Annotated in this window: 19 protein-coding genes; 8 read left to right on the top strand and 11 right to left on the bottom strand. The window is 61.5% G+C overall.

Annotated features, from left to right (window positions below):
* Positions 1-28: 28 nt before the first annotated feature.
* The 9 genes from BMH52_RS18240 to bioB all read right to left on the bottom strand — a co-directional run bounded on the left by BMH52_RS18240 (position 29) and on the right by bioB (position 10,427).
* Positions 29-1,798, bottom strand: coding sequence for an acyl-CoA dehydrogenase C-terminal domain-containing protein (locus BMH52_RS18240; protein WP_073844583.1), 1,770 nt, complete (start codon positions 1,796-1,798; stop codon positions 29-31).
* A 90-nt stretch (positions 1,799-1,888) separates the two neighbouring features.
* The gene (locus BMH52_RS18235) at positions 1,889-3,178 is read right to left on the bottom strand and encodes a diguanylate cyclase (protein WP_014720203.1); all 1,290 of its coding nucleotides are present in this window, start codon (positions 3,176-3,178) and stop codon (positions 1,889-1,891) included.
* Between the two features lie 220 nt (positions 3,179-3,398).
* A complete protein-coding gene (locus tag BMH52_RS18230; RefSeq protein ID WP_014720204.1) occupies positions 3,399-5,204 on the bottom strand; it encodes a phenylacyl-CoA dehydrogenase in 1,806 nt (601 codons plus the stop codon).
* A 326-nt stretch (positions 5,205-5,530) separates the two neighbouring features.
* Positions 5,531-5,812, bottom strand: a complete 282-nt coding sequence (locus tag BMH52_RS18225; RefSeq protein ID WP_003194792.1) for a hypothetical protein — start codon at positions 5,810-5,812, stop codon at positions 5,531-5,533.
* Positions 5,813-5,918: 106 nt separating this feature from the next.
* Positions 5,919-6,599 (bottom strand): dethiobiotin synthase, encoded by a 681-nt coding sequence (bioD, locus tag BMH52_RS18220; RefSeq protein WP_014720205.1) that lies wholly within the window; start codon positions 6,597-6,599, stop codon positions 5,919-5,921.
* Positions 6,596-7,408 (bottom strand): malonyl-ACP O-methyltransferase BioC, encoded by an 813-nt coding sequence (gene bioC / locus BMH52_RS18215; RefSeq protein ID WP_020302161.1) that lies wholly within the window; start codon positions 7,406-7,408, stop codon positions 6,596-6,598. Before bioC ends, bioD begins: the two co-directional genes overlap by 4 nt.
* Positions 7,401-8,132 carry an alpha/beta fold hydrolase gene (locus tag BMH52_RS18210; protein WP_073844581.1) on the bottom strand — a complete coding sequence of 244 codons (732 nt, stop codon included), beginning with the start codon at positions 8,130-8,132 and terminating at the stop codon, positions 7,401-7,403. Before BMH52_RS18210 ends, bioC begins: the two co-directional genes overlap by 8 nt.
* A complete protein-coding gene (gene bioF, locus BMH52_RS18205; protein WP_014720208.1) occupies positions 8,125-9,306 on the bottom strand; it encodes an 8-amino-7-oxononanoate synthase in 1,182 nt (393 codons plus the stop codon). Before bioF ends, BMH52_RS18210 begins: the two co-directional genes overlap by 8 nt.
* A 65-nt stretch (positions 9,307-9,371) precedes the next feature.
* Positions 9,372-10,427: a biotin synthase BioB gene (gene bioB / locus BMH52_RS18200; RefSeq protein ID WP_073844579.1), complete on the bottom strand. Its 1,056-nt coding sequence runs from the start codon at positions 10,425-10,427 to the stop codon at positions 9,372-9,374.
* A gap of 92 nt (positions 10,428-10,519) precedes the next feature.
* On the opposite strand from bioB, the gene BMH52_RS18195 reads away from it, so the two are divergent.
* The 5 genes from BMH52_RS18195 (at position 10,520) to rarD (ending at position 16,286) form a co-directional block, all read left to right on the top strand.
* Positions 10,520-11,257: a ComF family protein gene (locus BMH52_RS18195; RefSeq protein WP_073844577.1), complete on the top strand. Its 738-nt coding sequence runs from the start codon at positions 10,520-10,522 to the stop codon at positions 11,255-11,257.
* A 58-nt stretch (positions 11,258-11,315) separates the two neighbouring features.
* On the top strand, positions 11,316-12,080 hold the full coding sequence (locus BMH52_RS18190; RefSeq protein WP_073844575.1) for a TOBE domain-containing protein: 765 nt from the start codon (positions 11,316-11,318) through the stop codon (positions 12,078-12,080).
* Between the two features lie 79 nt (positions 12,081-12,159).
* Complete coding sequence (locus BMH52_RS18185; protein ID WP_073844573.1) at positions 12,160-14,058, top strand: PhoX family phosphatase; 1,899 nt, start codon at positions 12,160-12,162, stop codon at positions 14,056-14,058.
* A 161-nt stretch (positions 14,059-14,219) separates the two neighbouring features.
* Positions 14,220-15,194: a serine/threonine protein kinase gene (locus BMH52_RS18180; RefSeq protein ID WP_003194811.1), complete on the top strand. Its 975-nt coding sequence runs from the start codon at positions 14,220-14,222 to the stop codon at positions 15,192-15,194.
* A gap of 207 nt (positions 15,195-15,401) precedes the next feature.
* A complete protein-coding gene (rarD, locus tag BMH52_RS18175) occupies positions 15,402-16,286 on the top strand; it encodes an EamA family transporter RarD (protein WP_020302157.1) in 885 nt (294 codons plus the stop codon).
* 222 nt (positions 16,287-16,508) lie between these two features.
* Here rarD and BMH52_RS18170 read toward each other — a convergent pair whose 3' ends face one another.
* The gene (locus BMH52_RS18170) at positions 16,509-17,021 is read right to left on the bottom strand and encodes a glycine cleavage system protein R (protein ID WP_003194815.1); all 513 of its coding nucleotides are present in this window, start codon (positions 17,019-17,021) and stop codon (positions 16,509-16,511) included.
* A 320-nt stretch (positions 17,022-17,341) separates the two neighbouring features.
* Here BMH52_RS18170 and BMH52_RS18165 point away from each other — a divergent pair, with 320 nt between their 5' ends.
* Positions 17,342-19,519, top strand: a complete 2,178-nt coding sequence (locus tag BMH52_RS18165; RefSeq protein ID WP_019817415.1) for a malate synthase G — start codon at positions 17,342-17,344, stop codon at positions 19,517-19,519.
* 159 nt (positions 19,520-19,678) lie between these two features.
* On the opposite strand, the gene BMH52_RS18160 is transcribed toward BMH52_RS18165, so the two are convergent.
* The gene (locus BMH52_RS18160) at positions 19,679-20,125 is read right to left on the bottom strand and encodes a response regulator (protein WP_019817416.1); all 447 of its coding nucleotides are present in this window, start codon (positions 20,123-20,125) and stop codon (positions 19,679-19,681) included.
* A 246-nt stretch (positions 20,126-20,371) separates the two neighbouring features.
* On the opposite strand from BMH52_RS18160, the gene BMH52_RS18155 reads away from it, so the two are divergent.
* On the top strand, positions 20,372-22,294 hold the full coding sequence (locus BMH52_RS18155) for a putative nucleotidyltransferase substrate binding domain-containing protein (protein ID WP_072435443.1): 1,923 nt from the start codon (positions 20,372-20,374) through the stop codon (positions 22,292-22,294).
* Complete coding sequence (locus BMH52_RS18150; RefSeq protein ID WP_073844571.1) at positions 22,291-22,998, top strand: PolC-type DNA polymerase III; 708 nt, start codon at positions 22,291-22,293, stop codon at positions 22,996-22,998. The genes BMH52_RS18155 and BMH52_RS18150 overlap by 4 nt, the downstream gene beginning before the upstream one ends.
* Positions 22,999-23,112: the final 114 nt, after the last annotated feature.

Genomic DNA, 23,112 nt, shown 5'->3' with positions numbered 1-23,112 from the left:
CATTTTGACCCCGAGCAATCAGTGACATCTACAGTGCAAAGGCCTGCGCCGGTAAGCTCATCAGGCATTCGCTCCCCGCCTCCACCGCAGCACGGTGCATGGACGTACGCGGCAACAAGCGCTTGAAATAAAAGTCGCAGGTCGCAAGCTTCGCCTGGGCAAACCCTTCGTCATCCTGCGCGTGCGCCGCGATCGCCATGCGCAGCCACAGGTAGGCAAGGATGATGTAACCGCTGTACATCAGGTAATCCATCGCCGCCGCGCCCACTTCGTCAGGGTTTTTCATCGCTGCCGTGCCGACCTTCAGGGTCAGTTCGCCCCATTGCTGGTTCAGTTCATTGAGTTGCGCCACATGGGCCTTGAGTTGCGCATGCTCGGCATTGACCGCGCAGAACTTATGCACAATCTTGGTAAACCCACGCAGCAACTTGCCCTGGCTGCCCAGGACCTTGCGCCCAAGCAGGTCGAGGGCCTGGATGCCGTTGGTGCCTTCATAGATCGGCGCAATCCGTGCGTCACGGGCCAGTTGCTCCATGCCCCACTCTCGAATATAGCCATGGCCACCGAATACCTGCATGCCGTGGTTGGTCACCTCCAGGCCGGTTTCGGTCATGAAGGCTTTACAGATCGGCGTGAGGAAGGCTAACAGGTCCTCGGCTTCCTGGCGTTGGCCAGCGTCGCTGCCCAGGTGCGCGGTATCGAGCAGTTGCGAGGTGAAATAGGTCAACGCGCGGTTGCCCTCGTTGAAGGCTTTCATGGTCAGCAGCATGCGGCGTACATCGGCGTGCACGATGATCGGGTCGGCAGCTTTCTCCGGAGCCTTGGCGCCGGTGAGCGAACGCATTTGCAGGCGGTCGTTGGCATATTTGATCGCGCCCTGGAAGCTCGCCTCGCCGTTGCACAGGCCCTGCATGCCGGTGCCCAGGCGTGCGTGGTTCATCATGGTGAACATGCAGTTGAGGCCCTTGTTCGCCTCGCCAATCAAATAGCCTTTGGCGCCATCGAAGTTCAACACGCAGGTGGCCGAGGCCTTGATGCCCATCTTGTGTTCGATGGAGCCGCAGTGCACCGCATTGCGCTCGCCGGAGTCGGCATGGAACTTGGGCACGATAAACAACGAAATGCCCTTGGTGCCCGCCGGCGCATCCGGCAGTTTGGCCAGCACCAGGTGGATGATATTGGCGCTCATGTCGTGCTCGCCGGCCGAGATGAAGATCTTGCTGCCGGTGACCGCGTAACTGCCGTCTGCCTGCGGTACGGCGCGGGTCTTGATCAAGCCCAGGTCGGTGCCGCAGTGGGCTTCGGTCAGGCACATGGTACCGGTCCATTCGCCGGCGGTGAGTTTGCTCAGGTAAGTGGCTTTCTGTTCGTCGGTGCCGTGGGCGTGGATGGCGGACATGGCACCGTGGGTCAGGCCAGGGTACATGCCCCAGGAGGTGTTGCTGGAACCGATCATCTCGCTCAGCACCAGGCCCAGGGAATGGGGCAGGCCCTGGCCACCGTAGGCTGGGTCTGCCGCCACGCCGTGCCAGCCGCCTTCCACATACTGGGCAAAGGCTTGCTTGAAGCCTTTGGGCGTGGTCACCACGCCATTATCGAAATGGCAGCCCTCTTCATCGCCGCTGCGATTGAGCGGCGCGAGTACGTTTTCGCAGAACCTGGCGCCTTCTTCGAGGATCGCACTGACCATGTCCGGGCTGGCATCCGTGGCGCCCAGGGCCGCGTAGTGGCCGTGGAAATCGAATACGTTGTCGATCAGAAAGCGCATGTCGCGCAGGGGAGCTTTGTACTCAGGCATGGCAATGTCTCCGGCAGCAGATAGGGTTAACCTACTGCCGGCCATGGCCGTGGACAATCACTGTAGCGCTGCTGAATACAGCGCCATTACTCAACCGGCAGCGCTCTCCATGCGCACCGCGCCACGGCGGGTTTGCCCGGCTGCGACCACACAGTTACGCCCCGCGCCCTTGGCGGTGTAAAGCGCCTGGTCGGCGGATTTGAGCACCTCGTCGGGGCTGCGTTGCTCGGCCTGGCGCTCGGCCACGCCGATGCTTACCGTCACCGACACACTGGACGCGCCGCTGCCGGCACGGCGCTGGCGGCCTTGATGATCGTCCTGGGGGCGGTCCGGGTTGCGCAACTTGATGTCGTAGCTGGCGATGATCTCGCGGATCTCCTCCAGGTGCGGCATGCACTCATCCAGAGTCTTGCCGGCAAACACCACGGCAAACTCTTCACCGCCGTAACGGTAGGCCCGCCCGCCTCCATTGACCTTGGACAACTTACTCGCCACCAGGCGCAGCACCTGGTCGCCCACGTCGTGGCCGTGGGTGTCATTGAAACGCTTGAAGTGATCGACGTCGCTCATCGCCAGCACATAGTTGCGACCTAGCCGCTGCATGCGCTCGTTGAGGGCACGGCGCCCCGGCAAGCCGGTGAGTTCATCACGGAACGCCATTTGATACGCCTCGTGCGCCACGCCCGCAGCGATCATCAGCATCACTTGGCTGCACATGATGTTGAGGGTGAACGGCAGGATGAAAGTTTGCGGCAACATCCAGAACATGCCCAGCAGCCCCACCAGTTGTGCGGCGTGCAGCGGGCGCGGCTGGTACCAGTATTGAGCGGCCAGGGTGAGAAAGCCGATCAGGAACATTGGGTACGAGAGTTGGATCAGGCTCATCCAGGCGCCATGCAGCATCGGCCAACGGATCTCCGCCAACCAGCCCAGCAAGGCCTGGGGAAAACTTTGCTCCAGGGCCAGCGCCACACTGCCCACCGCCAGCAGCACCGCACAGCGGGCGACGAAGTCACGAAACAGATGGGTTTTTTCCTGCCACAGCGCATAAATGCTGAACAGCAAGGGCAACAGCAGGCAACACAGGTGGAACACCACCGCAGCGTCTTCACGCACGCGGCCATTGTCGCGGTAGAAGTCGGTCTGGGTGTCCAGCAGGAAATAGGCGACGTACACCGTGACCATCAGGAACAGTTCACGTTGGCGTCGATACACCGCGCAGTAAGCGCCACCGAGCAGCAGAACCAGGGTGGGCAGTACGTTGAACAGCGAGGTGAAGAAGACGCTGAGGTCCTTGACGTACGCAGCCGAGAGCCCAGCCAGCAACAGCAGCAGCGACGGTAGGAAATGGCTGAAACGTACAGCGGACACGCGTGACAAGGGTAAAACTCCGACCCGCAAACAAATAATGGCGCTGTGCTTCTAGGCGGTCAGTTAAGCACAACCGACCGGGCATGTATCACATTGCCATCACTGTAACGGCAGCTCATCGCAATCCCTGAGTGCATTGCTGTGGTTTTTTAGACTCGCGCCTACACACGTACAAAAAAACCGCCGCGTCCCGAAGGAGGCGGCGGTTTTCAGAAGAACCCGGTAAGGCTTAGTAAGCCAGGCCGAAGTCTTCTTCTTTCATGTCCATCAGGTTGTTGGCGCCCGACAGCATGGTTGCCACGTGGGTGCGGGTACGCGGCAGGATGCGCTGGAAGTAGAAGCGCGCAGTCTGCAACTTGGCGGTGTAGAACGCCTCTTCGCTGGTGCCAGCGGCCAGTTTCTCGGCGGCCAGGCGTGCCATGTCGGCCCAGAAGTAAGCCAGGCAGGCGTAGCCGGAGTACATCAGGTAGTCCACCGAGGCAGCACCGACTTCTTCACGGTCTTTCATCGCGGCCATGCCGACCTTCATGGTCAACTCGCCCCACTCTTTATTCAGTGCCGCCAGCGGTGCAACGAATTCTTTAACCGCGTCGTTACCTTCGTTGGCCTGGCAGAACTTGTGCACGATCTTGGTGAAGCCCTTGAGCGCTTCGCCTTGGGTCATCAGCACTTTACGGCCGAGCAGGTCCAGCGCCTGGATGCCGGTGGTGCCTTCGTACAGCATAGAAATGCGGCTGTCGCGAACGTTCTGCTCCATGCCCCACTCAGCGATAAAGCCGTGGCCACCGTAGATCTGCACGCCGTGGTTGGCCGATTCAAAACCGACTTCGGTCATGAACGCCTTGGCGATCGGCGTCATGAAGGCCAGCAGGGCATCCGCCTGTTTCTTGGCTTCGTCGTCGGTACCGTACTTGACGATGTCCACTTGCTTGGCAGTGAAGTACACCATCGCACGGTTACCTTCGGCGAAGGCCTTCATGGTCAGCAGCATGCGGCGTACGTCAGGGTGCACGATGATCGGGTCAGCGGCTTTATCTGGCGCTTTCGGGCCGGTCAGGGAGCGCATTTGCAGGCGATCACGCGCATATTTCAAGCCGCCCTGGAAGCCGATCTCGGCGTGAGCCAGGCCTTGCAGCGCGGTGCCCAGCCGAGCGGTGTTCATAAAGGTGAACATGCAGTTCAGGCCTTTGTTCGCCGGGCCGATCAGGAAACCGGTGGCCGCGTCGAAGTTCATCACGCAGGTGGCGTTGCCGTGGATGCCCATCTTGTGTTCCAGGGAACCACAGGTGACCGCGTTGCGCTCGCCCACCGAGCCATCGGCGTTGGGCAGGAACTTGGGCACGATAAACAGCGAGATGCCTTTGGTGCCAGCCGGTGCATCCGGCAGGCGGGCCAGTACGATGTGGACGATGTTGTCGGCCATGTCGTGTTCACCGGCCGAGATGAAGATCTTGGTACCGGAGACTTTGTAGGAACCGTCAGCCTGAGGCTCGGCCTTGGTGCGCAGCATGCCCAGGTCGGTGCCGCAGTGTGGCTCGGTCAGGCACATGGTGCCGGTCCATTCGCCCGACACCAGCTTGGTCAGGTAAGCGTCTTGCTGCTCGGGAGTGCCGTGCTCGGAAATGGTATTCATCGCGCCATGGGACAGGCCAGGGTACATGCCCCACGACCAGTTGGCTTCGCCGACCATTTCACTCACAGCCAGGCCCAGGGATTCCGGCAGGCCTTGGCCACCGTGCTCCACGTCGTGGGCCAGGCTTGGCCAGCCGCCTTCGACGAATTGTTTGTAGGCCTCTTTGAAACCCGCAGGGGTCTTAACGCCTGACTCACTCCAGGTACACCCTTCGATGTCGCCCACGCGGTTCAACGGTGCCAGTACTTGCTCACAGAACTTGGCGCCTTCTTCGAGGATGGCGTCGACCATGTCCGGGGTAGCGTCCTGGCAAGCCGGCAGGCTCTGATAGTGCGCTTCATAACCGAGCAGTTCGTCACGAACGAAGCGAATATCACGCAAGGGGGCCTTGTAGTCAGGCATAGCGATAAACCTCTGCTGATGTAACTGGGATGAACAACCGCGTGGATTTGTTATGGCGGTCAAACAGGTGTTTGAAACATACGTTTACCACCCAGGGTTGTCAAGCGTCGGCCAGATGCCGTTTGTCTTGACGCGGGTCAGCCAGGCACGGCGAGGCCTGCGGCGGGATGCCTCATGATTTAAGGAAAGCAGAATGTCGCGGAACGACTGTGGGAGCTGGCTTGCCTGCGATGCAGACGCCAGGGTGTATCTATCAGGCAGTATGCGTTGATGCTATCGCAGGCAAGCCAGCTCCCACAGAGAGGAGCGGGCAAGCGATAGAGAAGTTAAGCGTAGGTATCGATCAAGGTACCGAGCATTTCGTCCGAAGCCTTGGCGACTTTCGCCCCCAGCTCGACTTGAAACTTTCCCTGGGCCATTTCCACCATGTTGCTCGCCGAATTGGACGCTTGGGCGCGGTCATTGGCTTGCAGACGGTCGCTTTGCGCGGCCGATGGCTGGGTGGTTCCGGCGCTGGCAATCTTGCCGGCCGCCTGGTCGACACGGTTCTGCCCGGTCTGAATAGTGCTCAGGCCCGAATAAAACGCGCTGCTTCCAGAGATGTCCATGGCGTAAGCCTGCCTTTAGAGAATCGTGAAGCCCGATTGAACCAGACATCCTGGCAAAAGGCCCGTCAAAAACACTAATGGCATATTGCCTTAGCGATAGCCAAAATCAGTCAAGCAGGTCCAGCTCCAAGTACTCGGCCACCGCGGCAGCCCCGGCATGCTTGAGTTTAGGCACTCGCCCCAGGCAAGGCGCGGGCAGGCGCTCAGCCAGGGTGGCGAGGTTTTCTTCCAGACGAGAGGTCTTGGGGTCGATGATATTTGCCACCCAGCCCGCCAGCGGCAAGCCATCCCGTGCGATGGCTTCGGCGGTGAGCAACGCGTGGCTGATGCACCCAAGGCGCACGCCTACCACCAAGATCACCGGCAGCTTGAGCGCCATGGCCAGGTCCGACAGGTTGGCCTGGTCGGCCAAGGGCACGCGCCAACCGCCTGCCCCTTCGATCAAGGTGAAGTCCGCGCCCCGTGCCAGGATCTGCTGCATCGGCTTGAGCAGCGATTGCACCGTGAGCCCGACGCCCGCCTCGCGCGCTGCCAGATGCGGCGCGATAGCTGGCTCGAAGGCCACCGGGTTGACCTCGGCATAACTGAGCGGCACGGAACACTCGGCCAGCAACGCCAACGCATCGGCATTGCGCAGGCCCTGGGCCGTCAGTTGGCAGCCCGACGCCACCGGCTTTCCGGCGGCCGTGCTTTTGCCGCAAAGCCTGGCCGCATGCAACAGGCCGGCGGCGATGGTGGTCTTGCCAACATCGGTGTCTGTACCGGTGATGAAGTAAGCGGCGCTCATAACGGTTTCTCCAGTACGGCATACACCACCTGGTACGTGGCGGGCAGGCCCTGGGCCTGGCGGAACTGCTCGTAGGCCTCTACCAGCGCGACAATCCGCGCACGGCCCGTCAACCCTCCCGGGCGGCCTGGGTTGAGGTTATGGGCGCCCAGTGCCTTGAGTTCATGGGTCAGGCTGCGCACATCCGGGTAATGCAACACATGGGGCTTTCGCTCCAGGCTGATCACGCGCAAACCACTGGCCGCACACAGTTGCTGATAAGCCTCGAAGGTGCGGAAGCGATTGACGTGGACCAGGCCATCCGCCGCCCGCCAACTCTCGCGCAACTCATCCAGGGTGCCTACGCACAGGCTGGCAAAGGCCAGCACGCCACCTGGTCGCAGCACGCGCCGGGCTTCGCTGAGCACCGCATCAAAATGGGCACACCACTGTACCGCGAGGCTGGAGAAGAGCAGCTCAACGCTGTCAGCTGCAAGCGGCAAGCGTTCTGCATCACCGGCTATAAAGTGCGCGGCGCCGCCCAGCGGACGCGCGTGGTTGAGCATGCCCTCGGCAATGTCCAACGCCACACCTTGGCTGCCGGGCAAACGCTTGCCCAATACGCGGCTGAAGTAACCCGTGCCACAGCCCATGTCCAGCCAACGCTGGGGCACCAGGCCGTGCGGCAAGCGGCTGAGCAGTTCATGCCCGACCGCACGCTGCAACTCGGCCACGCTGTCGTAACTGGCCGCCGCACGGGAGAACGAGGCTGCGACCTGGCGCTTGTCCGGCAAGCCCCCAGGCAAGGGCGGGTGGGATAGGTCAGTCATCGACACACTCATGCAAAAAAGCCTGGATAGCCCCGGCTACTCCGTGAGGGTCTTCCAGAAGAAACGCGTGACCGGCCTGTTCAATCAGGCCGATTTCTACATCGGGGAGCAAGGCCAGCAGGTCACTGGCGGCTTCGGCAGGCACCAACCCGTCCAGGCCGGCAAACAGGTGCAACTGCGGCCCGCGAAAAGCCTGCAGGGCCGCCCGCGTATCCAGTTGGGCCAGCAGCTCCAGGCCGGGCATCAAGACGCTGGGGGAGGTATTCGGCGCACCGCTGACCAACAACCGCGACAAGCCGCGCAGGTCTTCGGCACCCTTGGCGCACAACAGGCCAAAACGCTTGAGCGTGACCTGGGAGTCGGCGTGGCAGCCGGCCAGAAATGCATCGAAGGTTTCAGCAGGCATCCCATGGGGCCAGCCGTCATGGGCGACGAAACACGGGTTGCTCGCCAGGGTCAGCAAGCCGCAGCACCGCTCGCCACGGCGCGCCGCCAACTCGGACGCGAGCATGCCGCCCAGCGACCAGCCCCCGAGCCAGGCATTGTCCGGCAGCGTCGCATCGAGTTCATCGAGCCACTCACCGAGTTCGCTGGCTTGCAGCGCCGGCAAGGGTTCGATCTGTACCTGCAAATGCTCGTTCAGGCCGTGCAGCGCAGCGGCCAACGGTTCTAGCGGGGACACACCCAGGCCCCAGCCCGGCAGCAATATCAGTCGATTACGCATGGCCGGGCTCCGAGGCGTCTAACAAGCGAAAACACGCTTGCAACCCATCTAACAATAGCTGCACCTGCGCCTCGCTGTGGGCCGCCGTCAATGTCACCCGTAGACGGGCACTGCCGGCGGGCACGGTCGGTGGGCGAATGGCAGTCACCATCAAGCCACGCTCGCGCAGCATCTGCGACAGGCGCAGTGCCCGGGCGCTGTCGCCAATCAGGATCGGTTGGATCGGCGTAAAGCTGTCCATCAAGCCCAGGCCGATCTGCTCGGCGCCATGACGGAACTGGCGGATCAACGCGTTGAGGTGCTCGCGTCGCCAATGTTCGCTGCGCAGCAGTTCCAGGCTTTTGAGGGTGGCGCAGGCCAGTGCCGGTGGTTGGCTGGTGGTGTAGATATACGGGCGGGCGAATTGGATCAGGCTCTCGATCAAGTCCTCACTGCCGGCCACGAAGGCCCCGGCGGTGCCGAACGCTTTGCCCAAGGTGCCAACCAGCACGGGCACGTCGTCCTGGCTCAAGCCGAAATGCTCGACGATACCGCCGCCATTGGCGCCCAGCGGGCCGAAGCCATGGGCGTCATCCACCATCAGCCAGGCACCTTTGGCCCGGGTTTCACGGGCCAGCGCGGGCAGGTCGGCGAGGTCGCCATCCATGCTGAACACACCGTCGGTGACCACCAAGGTATTGCCGGTGGCTTTCTCCAGGCGCTTGGCCAGGCTGCCTGCGTCGTTATGCAGGTAGCGGTTGAAACGCGCACCGGACAGCAAACCAGCATCCAGCAAGGACGCGTGGTTAAGCCGGTCTTCCAATACCGTATCGCCCTGCCCCACCAGCGCCGTGACCGCGCCAAGGTTGGCCATGTAGCCGGTGGTGAACAGCAAGGCACGCGGGCGACCGGTCAAGTCAGCCAGAGCTTCTTCCAGCTCATGGTGCGGTGTGGCGTGGCCCACCACCAAATGCGAAGCCCCACCGCCCACGCCCCAGCGGGACGCACCGGCGCGCCAGGCTTCGATCACTTGCGGGTGATTGGCAAGGCCCAGGTAATCGTTATTGCAGAAGGCCAACAACGGTTGCCCGTCCACCACCACATGCGGGCCTTGGGGGCTCTGCAGCAAGGGGCGCTGGCGGTAAAGATGGTCGGCACGGCGAACAGCGAGGCGCGCGGCGAGATCGAAAGACATGCTGGCCTCGATTTAACAGGTTCAACTCAATCCACTGGAGGAGCTGGAATGCATTCCAAAGGTGGTTACACCACAGCGTTGTAGAACTGCTCGCTGCTCTTTTGCTCCACCAACGCCTGCTCGATCGCCGCCTGGTGCACTTCATCGGCATGCTCTTCACGGGCTTCGGGCAGGATGCCCAGGCGTGCGAACAGTTGCATGTCCTTGTCAGCCTGGGGGTTAGCGGTGGTCAGCAGTTTGTCGCCGTAGAAGATCGAGTTGGCGCCGGCAAAAAACGCCAGGGCCTGCATCTGCTCGTTCATGGCTTCGCGGCCGGCCGACAGGCGCACGTGGGACTGCGGCATCAGGATGCGCGCCACCGCCAGCATACGGATGAAATCGAAGGGGTCGATGTCATCGGCGTTTTCCAACGGCGTGCCCGCTACCTTCACCAGCATGTTGATCGGCACCGACTCCGGATGCTCCGGCAGGTTGGCCAGTTGGATCAGCAAGTTGGCACGGTCGTCGAGGGACTCGCCCATGCCGAGGATACCGCCCGAGCAGATCTTCATCCCCGAATCACGCACATAGGCCAGGGTTTGCAGGCGCTCGCTGTAGGTGCGGGTGGTGATGATCGAGCCGTAGAACTCCGGCGAGGTGTCGAGGTTGTGGTTGTAGTAGTCAAGGCCGGCCTGGGCCAGCGCTTCGGTCTGGTTCTGGTCGAGGCGTCCGAGGGTCATGCAGGTTTCCAGGCCCATGGCCTTCACGCCTTTGACCATTTCCAGCACGTAGGGCATGTCTTTGGCCGACGGATGTTTCCATGCCGCACCCATGCAGAAACGCGTCGAACCGATGGCCTTGGCACGAGCGGCCTCCTCGAGGACCTTCTGCACCTCCATCAATTTCTCTTTTTCCAGGCCAGTGTTGTAGTGGCCCGACTGCGGACAATATTTGCAATCTTCCGGGCAGGCGCCGGTCTTGATCGACAGCAGGGTCGAGACCTGCACGCGGTTGGCGTCGAAATGCGCGCGGTGCACGGTCTGCGCCTGGAACAACAGGTCGTTGAAGGGCTGCACGAACAGGGCTTTGACTTCAGCTAAAGACCAATCGTGACGCAGGGTGGCAGAGGTGCTGGCGCTCATGGGCGATTCCTTGATTATGCTTTGGCAAGCGCTGTGGGAAGGGCAATATCCACAGGCACGACACGGATGCTCGGCATATTTAAGGAAGATTCATGCACTGTCAACCTGAGCACAAACACCAAGTTTACATCTGGTTAAAAAGAATACAGACCTGTTTGATTTGCGATGAGTGCACCGACTCGGCCGAGGCCGTGTGCAACGTCTGCGAAACAGAATTGCCATGGCTGATGGAACAATGCGAGCGCTGCGCACTGCCCTTGCCCATGGATGGGTTGATCTGCGGCCAGTGCCAAAAACAGCCTCCGGCCTTTCACCAAGTGATCGCGCCATGGACCTATAGCTTTCCAGTGGACACCCTGATCAGCCGCTTCAAACATCAGGCGCGTTGGCCGCTGGGGCATCTGTTGGCGCGCCTGCTGGGGCAGCACTTGCAGCATCGCTTCGATAACGCCGAACTGGAGCGCCCCGACTGCCTGCTACCGGTGCCCATGGCGCGCAAACGCCTGCGCGAACGCGGCTTTAATCAAGCGTTGATGCTGGCCCGCTGGCTCAATCACGCCCTCGACATTCCCTTTAATGAACACGCGCTCTTACGCCCCCATGAAACCGTGGCGCAGCAAGACCTCGATGCCAAGACCCGCAAACGCAACCTGCTCAACGCCTTCGCACTGGCCCCCGGCATCGGAGTTGCCGGGCAACATGTGGCGCTGGTAGACGACGTCCTCACCACCGGCGCCACCGCCCACAGCCTTGCGCGCTTGTTGATAAATGCCGGCGCACGCCAGGTGGACGTGTATTGCCTGGCCCGTACGCCCAAACCCGGCAGCTGACTTGACTCCCCTGCGCCAGCGCGGCAACGTCGGCGCATCTCACCCAAGCGTATCTGCCATGTCTGTGCCCAGCCCTCTCAGCCAACACATCATCCGCCGCCCCCAGCGTATTGCCTTGCTGGGGCATATCGCCGAGCAGGGCTCCATCACCCGTGCGGCCAAGAGTGCCGGGTTGAGTTACAAGGCCGCCTGGGACGCCATTGATGAGCTGAACAATCTGGCGCAAAAACCGCTGGTGCAACGCAGCGTCGGTGGCAAGGGCGGTGGCGGCGCCAAACTGACGCAGGAAGGGGAACGGGTCCTGCGCCTTTATCAGCGCCTGCAACTGCTTCAGGCCGAGATCCTTGGCTCGGACGAAGCGGCCAGCGACTTCAACCTGCTGGGCCGCTTGATGCTGCGCACCAGTGCGCGCAACCAATTGCACGGCCAGGTCAGCACCATAGAGAGCCATGGCCACAACGACATGATCCGCCTGCAATTGGCCGGCGGCCTGCACCTCGACGCACAGATCACCCACGACAGCACCCTGCGCCTGGAACTGCAGACCGGTGTGGAAGTAGTGGCCCTGATCAAGGCCGGGTGGCTTGAATTACTGGCGGAAGGGCAAGCTGAAACACTTGGACACAATTGCCTGGAAGGCAGGATCGAGACCATTCTCGCCGCCGAAGACGGCCCCAGCGAGGTCCGTATTGCCCTGCCCAACGGCCAAGTGTTGTGCGCGCTGGCGCCGCCCGTCGCGCTCAAGGCCATTGATGCAGCGCAGGGCCAGCCGATCCGCGTGCAGTTTGCACCCAGCCATGTATTGCTTGGCACCCCGGTGTAACGGGCGCGCGTCTTCAAGCTGCAACAATTCGGTCACAAGCGCTGCTTAAGGTGTCTGCAAAAACCTTAAGGAGCCTGTGATGAGCCTATTAGAAGAAAACCAAGCCACCGACCTTGAACAGATGGTGGGCCTGACCCGCCGTCGCTTTATCGGCGCAGGCGCCCTGTGCGGCGCCGCGATGTTCCTCGGCGGCAACCTGCTGAGCCGCAGCGCCCTGGCCGTGAATGCCGCTACCGCCAGCCCGTTGCTGGGGTTCACCAGCATCGCCGCCGCCACCAGCGACACCATCACCCTGCCACCGGGCTACAGTGCTTCGGTGTTGATCAGTTGGGGCCAGCCCCTGTACAAGAACGCCCCGGCTTTCGACCCGTCCGGCCATGGCACCGCCAAGGCTCAGGAACAACAGTTCGGCGACAACAACGACGGCATGAGCCTGTTTCCATTCCCCGGTGACGACAACCGCGCGCTGATGGCGATCAACAACGAATACACCAACTATCGCTACCTCTACGCCCACGGCGGCGCGCCACAATCGGCCGAAGACGTGCGCAAGGCCCTGGCCAGCGAAGGCGTGTCGGTGATCGAAGTACGCCGCAAGGGCGACACCTGGCAATTCGTCCAGGATTCACGCTACAACCGGCGCATCCACGGCAATTCGCCGATCCGTTTGAGTGGCCCTGCCGCCGGCCATGACTGGCTGAAAACCACCGCCGACAAGAGCGGCAAAAAAGTCCTCGGCACGTTCCAGAACTGCGCCAACGGCAAGACGCCGTGGGGCACCTACCTGACCTGCGAAGAAAACTTCACCGACTGCTTCGGCAGCAGCAACCCGCAGCAAACCTTCGACGCAGGGCAGAAGCGCTACGGCGTGGTGGCCGCCAGCAAGGACATCAACTGGCATCAGCACGACCCGCGCTTTGATATGGCCAAGAACCCCAACGAACTCAATCGCCATGGTTGGGTGGTGGAAATCGACCCGTTCGATCCGCAATCCACCCCGGTAAAACGCACGGCCTTGGGCCGCTTCAAGCACGAGAATGCGGCCCTCGCCGAAACCCGTGACGGCCGCGCCGTGGTGTACATGGGCGACGATGAACGCGGTGAATTCATCTACAAGTTCATCAGCCGCGATCAGATCAACCACAACAACCCGAAGGCCAACAAAGACCTGCTCGACCACGGCACCTTGTACGTGGCGATCTTCGACGCGGGCGACGGCAACGCCGACCACCCCAAGGGCAAAGGCCAGTGGGTCGAACTCACCCATGGCAAAAACGGCATTGACGCCAGCAGCGGTTTCGCTAACCAGGCCGAGGTGCTGATTCATGCGCGCCTGGCCGCCAGCGTGGTGAAAGCCACACGCATGGACCGCCCGGAATGGATCGTGGTCAGCCCTACCGATGGCCAGGTCTATTGCACCCTGACCAACAACGCCAAGCGCGGCGAAGAGGGCCAGCCGGCGGGCGGCCCCAACCCACGGGAGAAAAACGTCTACGGCCAGATCCTGCGCTGGAAAGCCGACGCCGATAACCACGGTGCCACGGACTTCACCTGGGACCTGTTCGTGGTGGCCGGCAACCCCGGCGTGCATGCCGGTAACCCCAAGGGCGGCTCGTCCAACATCAACCCGCAAAACATGTTCAACAGCCCCGACGGCCTGGGCTTCGACAAAGCCGGGCGCCTGTGGATCCTGACCGATGGCGACTACAGCAACGCCGGCGACTTTGCGGGCATGGGCAATAACCAGATGCTGTGCGCCGACCCGAGCACGGGTGAAATCCGTCGCTTCATGGTGGGGCCGGTGGCGTGTGAAGTGACGGGGATCAGCTTTTCGCCGGACCAGAAAACCTTGTTCGTGGGCATTCAGCACCCAGGGGAAACCGGTGGTTCGACCTGGCCGGAACACCTGCCCAATGGCAAACCCCGGTCTTCGGTGATGGCGATTCGGCGGGATGATGGCGGGATCGTAGGCGCCTGATAGACCGCTATCGCAGGCAAGCCAGCACCCACATTTCGATGTGTAAATACATGCCAGTGTGGGAGCTGGCTTGCCTGCGAAGGCGTCCGCACAGCCACCGGCTATCTATGCTGTTACCATACCCGGCCGGACGCGGCGCCCTGCTGCGCGCAGGAGTTCGCATGGCCCACCCGTTTGAAACACTCACCCCAGACCTGGTGCTCGACGCCGTCGAAAGCATCGGTTTCCTCAGCGACGCGCGGGTTCTGGCGCTCAACAGCTACGAAAACCGCGTGTACCAAGTGGGCATCGAAGACGCCGAACCGCTGATCGCCAAGTTCTATCGCCCCCAGCGCTGGACCAACGAGGCGATCCTGGAAGAACACCGCTTCACCTTCGAACTGGCCGAGTGCGATGTACCGGTGGTCGCCCCCTTGGTCCACAACGGCGAGAGCCTGTTCGAACATGCAGGTTTCCGCTTCACCCTGTTTCCCCGCCGTGGCGGCCGCGCGCCAGAGCCAGGCAACCTCGATCAGCTTTACCGGCTCGGGCAACTGCTGGGGCGTTTGCACGCGGTAGGCTCCACCCGCCCGTTCGAACACCGCGAAGCCCTGGGGGTGAAGAATTTCGGTCACGACTCCCTCACCACCTTGCTTGAAGGCAACTTCATTCCCAAAAGCCTGTTGCCGGCCTACGAGTCCGTGGCCCGCGACTTGCTCAAGCGTGTGGAAGAGGTTTACAAGGCCACGCCGCACAAGAACATCCGTATGCACGGTGACTGCCACCCCGGCAACATGATGTGCCGCGACGAGATGTTCCATATCGTCGACCTGGATGACTGCCGCATGGGCCCAGCGGTGCAAGACCTGTGGATGATGCTGGCTGGCGACCGCCAGGAATGCCTCGGCCAGCTCTCGGAGCTGATGGATGGCTACCAGGAATTCCACGACTTCGACCCGCGCGAACTGGCGCTGATCGAGCCGCTGCGCGCCCTGCGCCTGATGCACTACAGTGCCTGGCTCGCACGACGCTGGGACGACCCGGCGTTTCCCCATAGCTTTCCGTGGTTTGGCAGCGAGCGGTATTGGGGTGACCAGGTGCTGGCGTTGCGCGAGCAACTGTCGGCGCTCAATGAAGAACCGCTGAAGCTCTTCTGACCTGGCCCTGCCTCCTGTGGGAGCTGGCTGTCCATGCTCGCCCCCACGCTCCGCGTGGGCGCGCATCCTGTGACGCTCCGCGTCACGATTTAAAAGCAGACGCAGAGCGTCCAAGGCGGCGTTACCACGCAGAGCGTGGGAACGAGCGTTGTCTGACAAATATCCTTACAATTGCGCTTTGTTAGCTGCCTGAGCAAGGATTCTGCAATGCAAGCCGCCAACCCCCGCAAGGGGTACATCCTGGGCCTGAGCGCCTATGTCATCTGGGGTCTGTTCCCGCTCTACTTCAAAGCCATCGCCAGCGTGCCCGCCGCCGAGATCATCGTGCACCGCGTGTTGTGGTCGGCCCTGTTCGGTGGGCTGTTGCTGATGGTGTGGAAACATCCCGGCTGGTTTCGCGAACTGCGCGACAACCCCAAGCGCCTGGCGATCCTGGCCCTCAGCGGTTCGTTGATCGCCGCTAACTGGCTGACCTATGTGTGGTCGGTGAACACCGGGCGCATGCTTGAAGCGAGCCTGGGTTACTACATCAACCCGCTGGTGAATGTGCTGCTGGGCATGCTGATCCTCGGCGAGCGCTTGCGCCGTTTGCAATGGGTAGCGGTGGGGTTGGCAGCGATAGGTGTGGCGCAGCAGGTGTGGCAAGTCGGTAGCCTGCCGTGGGTGTCGCTGGCGCTGGCGCTGACGTTCGGCTTCTACGGTTTGATCCGCAAGCAGGCGCCGGTCAAGGCGCTGCCAGGGCTGGTGGTGGAAACGTGGATGCTGGTACCCATTGCCGTCGCCTGGTTGTTGTTCAACCCGACCGCCCACAGCGCGCAACTGGCATTCTGGAGCACCTCAGAGGCCTGGTGGCTGGTGGCCGCAGGCCCGGTGACGCTGATTCCCCTGGTGTGCTTCAACGCCGCTGCACGGCATTTGCCCTACACCGCCCTGGGCTTTTTGCAGTATGTGGCGCCGACGCTGGTGTTGCTCGAAGCCGTGCTGTTGTTCGGTGAACACCTGGCGCCGAGCACGCTGATCGCCTTCGCCTTTATCTGGGCCGGGTTGGTGGTGTACAGCCTGGATGCCTGGCTGACCGTGCGTAAACGCTGATCAAATAACGTACAAACCTCTGCAAGCCACGGCTTTCGTGGCTTGTAGCGTTCGACCCCAAGGTTATCCACAACCTGATCCCCGCCATTTGTGCACAAGCCCTTGAAACTGCTCGTTTTTTGCTCAACTTGCGCAGAAGGCCGGCGGACGTGGCCTGGCGTCGGGTCTCTACAGGTTATCCACAGGCCCATGCAAGATTTCCCTGCATAACCTTGTGGATCGTTATTCCTCCTGACGCAACTCCACCATCAAGTCATCGGCCAAGGTTTCCAAAGCCTCTTGCAGGGTTTCCAGCGATAGCGTGGCCGGCACTTGCAACAACGCCTCGGCGTTGAACAGCGGATCACCGCTCATGGGCGCCGGGCGCACATCGGTGCTCAGGCGTTCCAGGTTGACGCCCTGCTGGCTCAGCAGCGCGGTGATCTCACGCACGATGCCCGAGCGGTCATTGCCCACCAGGGTCATCAGGATCGGCTTGGACGCCGATGCCTGGCCGCTGCTGCCCTCACCCACCAACACGCGAATGCCATGGGTGGATAAATCCTCCAATGCCCCCACCAATGCCTGGCGCTGCTCGCTCGGCACGCTCACCCGCAGGATCCCGGCAAACTGCCCGGCCATGTGCGCCATGCGGCTTTCCAGCCAGTTACCACCATGACTGGCAATGTTCTGCGCGATGCGTTCAACCAGGCCGGGTTTGTCGGCGGCGATAATAGTGAGTACAAGATGGTCCATGGCGCAGTCCCTCGGTTGGTTGATCCTCGATTATAGACATGCCGCGTTTAACCAGAAGGGACGCGTGATCGTCAACGTCCATCGCAGGCAAGCCAGCTCCCCCAGACAAATCGTGTACCATTTTTATATTTATCTGGAACAATCCAATAGTTTTTTGAGAACATCTGGTTCTCCGCTGTGACCGTACGACCAAAGTGGGTCGCTAAACGACGTATTTAGTCTAATTTTCACAACCGCAAGTCATCATGTAGTATGCCCAACCGTGCACTACATAATGAAAATCTGATAAAGCGCATAAGCTCCGCAGAGTGAGGCAAGCAATGACTGAACACGTTCAAGTCGGTGGCCTGCAGGTCGCCAAAGTCCTGTTCGACTTCGTGAACAACGAAGCCATTCCCGGTACCGGCATCACTGCCGACCAGTTCTGGGCCGGTGCCGACAAGGTCATCCATGACCTGGCCCCGAAGAACAAAGCCCTACTCGCCAAACGCGACGACTTCCAGGCGCGGATCGATACCTGGCACCAGACCCACGCCGGCCAGGCCCATGACCCGGTGGCCTACAAAGCCTTCCTGCAAGACATCGGCTACCTGTTGCCAGAAGCCGCAGACTTTGAGGCCTCGACCCAAAACGTCGATGATGAGATCGCACGCATGGCCGGCCCACAGCTGGTCGTGCCGGTGATGAACGCCCGCTTCGCCCTCAATGCCTCGAATGCGCGCTGGGGCTCGCTGTACGACGCGCTCTATGGCACCGACGCCATCAGCGAAGCCAACGGCGCCGAGAAGGGCAAGGGCTATAACAAAGTGCGTGGCGACAAGGTCATTGCCTTCGCCCGCGCTTTCCTCGACGAGGCCGCACCGCTCAGCGCCGGCAGCCATGTCGATTCCACCGGCTACAAAATCGTCGATGGCAAGCTGATCGTCAGCCTCAAAGGCGGCAGCAACAGCGGCCTGCGTGACGATGCCCAGTTGATCGGTTTCCAGGGCCCTGCGGCCGAGCCGATTGCGATCCTGCTCAAGCACAATGGCCTGCACTTCGAAATCCAGATCGACGCCAGCACGCCAGTCGGCCAAACCGACGCCGCAGGCGTCAAAGACGTGCTGATGGAAGCCGCGCTGACCACCATCATGGACTGCGAAGACTCTGTGGCCGCCGTCGACGCCGATGACAAAGTGGTGATCTACCGCAACTGGCTCGGCCTGATGAAGGGCGACCTGGCCGAAGAAGTGGCCAAGGGCGGCCAGACCTTCACCCGCACCATGAACCCTGACCGCGTCTACACCGGCGTGGATGGCAGCGACGTGACCCTGCACGGCCGTTCGCTGTTGTTCGTGCGCAACGTTGGCCACTTGATGACCATCGACGCGATCCTCGATAAAGACGGCAACGAAGTACCCGAAGGCATCCTCGACGGCCTGATCACCAGCCTGGCGGCGATCCACAGCCTCAACGGCAACAACACCCGCAAGAACAGCCGTACCGGTTCTGTGTACATCGTGAAACCGAAGATGCACGGCCCGGAAGAAGCCGCGTTCACCAACGAACTGTTCGGTCGCATCGAAGAGGTGCTGAACCTGGCGCGCAACACCCTCAAGGTCGGGATCATGGACGAGGAGCGCCGCACCACGGTCAACCTCAAGGCCTGCATCAAGGCGGCCAGCGAGCGCGTGGTGTTTATCAACACCGGTTTCCTCGACCGTACCGGTGATGAAATCCACACCTCCATGGAAGCCGGCGCGATGGTGCGCAAGGCGGCCATGAAGGCGGAAAAATGGATCGGCGCCTATGAGAACTGGAACGTCGATATCGGCCTGAGCACCGGCCTGCAAGGGCGTGCACAAATCGGTAAAGGCATGTGGGCCATGCCCGACCTGATGGCTTTGATGCTTGAGCAGAAAATCGCCCACCCGTTGGCCGGTGCCAACACCGCCTGGGTACCGTCGCCGACCGCTGCGGCCCTGCATGCGTTGCACTACCACAAGGTTGATGTGTTTGCCCGCCAGGCCGAACTGGCCAAGCGCGAGCGCGCTTCGGTGGACGATATCCTCACCATTCCTCTGGCCAGCAACACCGATTGGTCCGAAGAAGAGATCCGCAACGAACTGGACAACAACGCCCAGGGCATCCTCGGCTATGTGGTGCGTTGGATCGACCAGGGTGTGGGCTGCTCCAAGGTGCCGGACATCAACGATGTCGGCCTGATGGAAGACCGCGCCACCCTGCGCATTTCCAGCCAGCACATCGCCAACTGGCTGCGCCACGGCATCGTCAACGAAGCTCAAGTGATGGACAGCCTCAAGCGCATGGCGCCGGTGGTGGACCGCCAGAATGCCGGGGATGCGTTGTACCGCCCACTGGCTCCGGACTTCGACAGCAACATCGCGTTCCAGGCAGCGGTGGAGTTGGTGATTGAAGGGACCAAGCAGCCCAATGGCTATACCGAGCCGGTGTTGCATCGCAGGCGTCGGGAGTTCAAGGCCAAGAACGGCCTGTAATGGAAAAAAGCCCTGATCGAAAGATCGGGGCTTTTTTATCAGGTGTGTCAGTTAGACCGCGTTGCCTGAATCGCAGGCAAGCCAGCTCCCACAGGGGGATGCATTTCAAATGTGGGAGCCGGGCTTGCCCGCGAAGAGGCCAGGCCAGTCACCCCACACTCAGGGCACCATCCCCAACTCCCGCTTTACCAACTTCGCCAACTTCACGCTATCAATCGGCTTGAGCAAGAAATCCACCACGCTCAAATGCATCGCATCAATCACATCCGGCGCTTCCGCGTCTCCAGACATGATGATGATCGGCAACGCCGCACGGGTGGACTCACGCACCTGGCGGATCAATTCCAGGCCATTGCTGGGCGCCATGCGCAGGTCGGTGATCAGCAAACCGATGGAACTGCTCGTCTTCAACAAATCCCACGCAGCCTCGCCACTTTCGGCAGTCATGCAGCGAATACCATCGAGCCCAAGGATTTCCGCCAGCAATTCACGCGCGTCCTTGTCGTCGTCCACGATCAAAACGCGTTGGGGGGGTAAATCGGGCTCCAGCATCACGGCGCTCAGCGCCTCGCGCTCGGCATCACTCAAAATATCGTGGTCGGACATACGTTTCTCAGCAGTTCTCATCAATCTCCCAGCACACTCGTCAGACATCTGCGGAAGGGCGAACAATGTGCACTTCGTCGGAAAGTTTGCCTAGTGGGCTTTCTACGGGTTTTGGACGATTGTCATGTAAGGTTTTTCCCTAGTTTTGCGCGGTATTCCTCGACCTAGACTTACGTCCAATGGGCACCCACTGCGCAGGAGTCGACCATGCAGCACGATAACGACAAAAACACTGCGGTCACTGTTATGAGTAAAGCTGATGCATTCGCACAGGCGGGTAAAACCGCTGTGTTGCAGAACATCCACGGCACCCTGCAATTCCTGCAACGCTTCCCGCCGTTCAACCAGATGGAACAGGCGCACCTGGCCTTCCTGGTGGAACAGTGCCAACTGCGTTTCTACGGCCCCGGCGACAGCATCCTCAAACCGTCGGGCGGCCCGGTCGAGCACTTTTATATCGTCAAGCAGGGGCGGGTCGTGGGTGAACGGCCAGACTCGGCAGACACCACCTTTGAAATCGCCACCGGCGAATGCTTCCCCCTCGCCGCCTTGCTGGGTGAACGCGCGACCCGTACAGAACACAAAGCCGCTGAAGACACCTTTTGCCTGCAATTGAACAAACCGGCCTTTATCAAGCTGTTCGCGCTGTCCAGCCCGTTTCGTGATTTCGCCTTGCGCGGGGTCAGCAGCCTGCTCGACCAGGTCAACCAGCAGGTACAGCAAAAAGCCGTGGAAACCCTCGGCACCCAATATTCCTTGAATACCCGCCTGGGTGAATTGGCCATGCGCCACCCGGTCACCTGCAGCCCGCACACACCGTTGCGCGAAGCGGTGACCTTGATGCACGAACAGCAAGTCGGCAGCATTGTGATCGTCAACGAACACAAGGCGCCCCTGGGCATCTTCACCCTGCGCGATCTGCGCCAGGTGGTCGCCGATGGCACCAGCGACTTCAGCCAGAGCATTGCCGGGCACATGACCCAGGCGCCGTTTTACTTGAGCCCGGAGCACAGCGCGTTCGACGCGGCCATCGCCATGACCGAACGGCATATCGCCCATGTGTGCCTGGTGCAAGACCAGCGCCTGTGTGGCGTGGTCTCCGAGCGTGACTTGTTTTCCTTGCAGCGTGTGGACCTGGTGCACCTGGCCCGCACCATCCGCAACGCGCCCCGGGTGGAAAACCTGGTGGCGATTCGCGGTGAAATCGGCCAGTTGGTGGAGCGCATGCTCGCCCATGGCGCCTCATCCACCCAGATCACCCACATCATTACGCTGCTCAACGACCACACCGTGTGCCGGGTGATCGAGCTGACCCTCGCGGAAAAAGGCGACCCCGGCGTGCCCTTCAGTTGGCTGTGTTTTGGCAGCGAAGGCCGCCGCGAACAAACGCTGTACACCGACCAGGACAACGGCATCCTGTTCGAGGCCAAGGACGCCGTCGAAGCCGCCGAAAGGCGTGAGCGCTTGCTACCGCTGGCGCAGCACATCAACCAAAGCCTGGCGCTGTGCGGCTTCAGCCTGTGCAAGGGCAATATCATGGCCGGCAACCCCGAGCTGTGCTTGTCCCGCGTGGAGTGGGCGCGGCGCTTCGGCGCGTTCATTCGTGAGGCGACGCCGGAAAACCTGCTGGGCTCAAGCATCTATTTTGACTTGCGCGTGGTGTGGGGCGAAGAGCGCGGTTGCGAGCAACTGCGCCAGGGCATTCTCGATCAGGTGGCGGATAACCGCTTGTTCCAACGCATGCTGGCCGAAAACGCGCTACTACGACGCCCGCCGGTAGGGCGTTTCCGCGAGTTCGTGCTGACCCGCAAAAATGGCGAAAAAGCCACCCTCGACCTCAAGGTGCAGGGCCTTACGCCTTTTGTAGACGGCGCGCGCCTGTTGGCCCTGGCCAATGGCATCCACGCCAACAACACCCTGGAACGCCTGCGCCAGTTGGTGGACAAGGCCGTGATCGAACCCCTGGATGGCGCCGCCTATGAAGAGGCCTACCACTTTATCCAGCAGACCCGCATGCAGCAGCACCAATTGCAGACCCGCGAGAACCTGCCCTATTCCAACCGCGTCGACCCCGACAGCCTCAACCACCTGGACCGGCGCATCCTGCGTGAGTCCCTGCGCCAGGCCCAACGCCTGCAAAGCAGCCTGAGCTTGCGGTATCAGCTATGAGTTTGTTTGGCTGGCTGCGCGCGAAAAAGCCCGGGCTCAACCCCGCGCAACAGCAGCGCCTGGAGCAGTTACCCAAGCCCGCCGAACTGGGCAACGGCCCATTGCGCAGCCAGCGCTGGGTAGTGGTGGACCTGGAAACCAGCGGCCTGAACCTTCACCGCGACCAGGTGCTGTCCATCGGCGCCGTGGTCATCGAAGACGGTGCGGTGGATTTCTCCCAACTGTTCGAACGTACCCTGCAGCGCACCGACACCAAGCTCAGCCCCAGTGTGCTGATCCACGGGCTGGGGCCCAGTGCAATTGCCGCCGGCAGCGACCCGGCCGAGGCGTTGCTGGATTTCATGGCGTTCGTGGGCGACAGCCCTCTGCTGGCTTTTCATGCGCCGTTTGATCAACACATGCTGTGCCGGGCGCTCAAGGACAGCCTGGGGTATCGCCTGGCCCATCCATTCCTGGATGTGGCAGACCTGGCTCCGCTGTTGTGCCCTGAGGCGCATATCCGCGAGGCCGGGCTGGATGATTGGCTCAACCACTTCAGGCTACAGGCTGGCGAACGCCACCATGCCAGCGCCGATGCACTGGCGACGGCGGAGCTGATGTTGATCCTGCTCAGCCGGGCGCGGCAGCAACAGATCGATACGCCCCAGGCGCTGAATGAGCGTTTGGCCCAATGGAAACGACGCAAACAGTCCCCTTCCCTTTAACGCTTCGCGCCCGACGCGGAGCATCGCGGGATGCATTCCTACGCCGAGCGTGGGAACGATCACCCGACAGACGCCAATTGCGCCCACCCTACGCCTCTGACACAATCGCGAATA

Origin of the sequence: Pseudomonas sp. BTN1 (assembly GCF_001907715.1) — a bacterium.
Lineage (GTDB): Bacteria > Pseudomonadota > Gammaproteobacteria > Pseudomonadales > Pseudomonadaceae > Aquipseudomonas > Aquipseudomonas paracarnis.
Note: the sequence above shows the minus strand (reverse complement) of the source record. Positions and strands in the feature narration are given on the sequence as shown.

Bases quoted from the DNA above. Each gene is read 5' to 3' on its own strand.
- BMH52_RS18240 (WP_073844583.1), bottom strand. From the start codon at position 1,798: ATGCCTGAGTACAAAGCTCCCCTGCGCGACATGCGCTTTCTGATCGAC.
- BMH52_RS18230 (WP_014720204.1), bottom strand. From the start codon at position 5,204: ATGCCTGACTACAAGGCCCCCTTGCGTGATATTCGCTTCGTTCGTGAC.
- BMH52_RS18225 (WP_003194792.1), bottom strand. From the start codon at position 5,812: ATGGACATCTCTGGAAGCAGCGCGTTTTATTCGGGCCTGAGCACTATT.
- bioD (WP_014720205.1), bottom strand. From the start codon at position 6,599: ATGAGCGCCGCTTACTTCATCACCGGTACAGACACCGATGTTGGCAAG.
- bioC (WP_020302161.1), bottom strand. From the start codon at position 7,408: ATGACTGACCTATCCCACCCGCCCTTGCCTGGGGGCTTGCCGGACAAG.
- BMH52_RS18210 (WP_073844581.1), bottom strand. From the start codon at position 8,132: ATGCGTAATCGACTGATATTGCTGCCGGGCTGGGGCCTGGGTGTGTCC.
- bioF (WP_014720208.1), bottom strand. From the start codon at position 9,306: ATGTCTTTCGATCTCGCCGCGCGCCTCGCTGTTCGCCGTGCCGACCAT.
- bioB (WP_073844579.1), bottom strand. From the start codon at position 10,427: ATGAGCGCCAGCACCTCTGCCACCCTGCGTCACGATTGGTCTTTAGCT.
- BMH52_RS18195 (WP_073844577.1), top strand. From the start codon at position 10,520: ATGCACTGTCAACCTGAGCACAAACACCAAGTTTACATCTGGTTAAAA.
- BMH52_RS18190 (WP_073844575.1), top strand. From the start codon at position 11,316: ATGTCTGTGCCCAGCCCTCTCAGCCAACACATCATCCGCCGCCCCCAG.
- BMH52_RS18185 (WP_073844573.1), top strand. From the start codon at position 12,160: ATGAGCCTATTAGAAGAAAACCAAGCCACCGACCTTGAACAGATGGTG.
- BMH52_RS18180 (WP_003194811.1), top strand. From the start codon at position 14,220: ATGGCCCACCCGTTTGAAACACTCACCCCAGACCTGGTGCTCGACGCC.
- rarD (WP_020302157.1), top strand. From the start codon at position 15,402: ATGCAAGCCGCCAACCCCCGCAAGGGGTACATCCTGGGCCTGAGCGCC.
- BMH52_RS18170 (WP_003194815.1), bottom strand. From the start codon at position 17,021: ATGGACCATCTTGTACTCACTATTATCGCCGCCGACAAACCCGGCCTG.
- BMH52_RS18165 (WP_019817415.1), top strand. From the start codon at position 17,342: ATGACTGAACACGTTCAAGTCGGTGGCCTGCAGGTCGCCAAAGTCCTG.
- BMH52_RS18160 (WP_019817416.1), bottom strand. From the start codon at position 20,125: ATGTCCGACCACGATATTTTGAGTGATGCCGAGCGCGAGGCGCTGAGC.
- BMH52_RS18155 (WP_072435443.1), top strand. From the start codon at position 20,372: ATGAGTAAAGCTGATGCATTCGCACAGGCGGGTAAAACCGCTGTGTTG.
- BMH52_RS18150 (WP_073844571.1), top strand. From the start codon at position 22,291: ATGAGTTTGTTTGGCTGGCTGCGCGCGAAAAAGCCCGGGCTCAACCCC.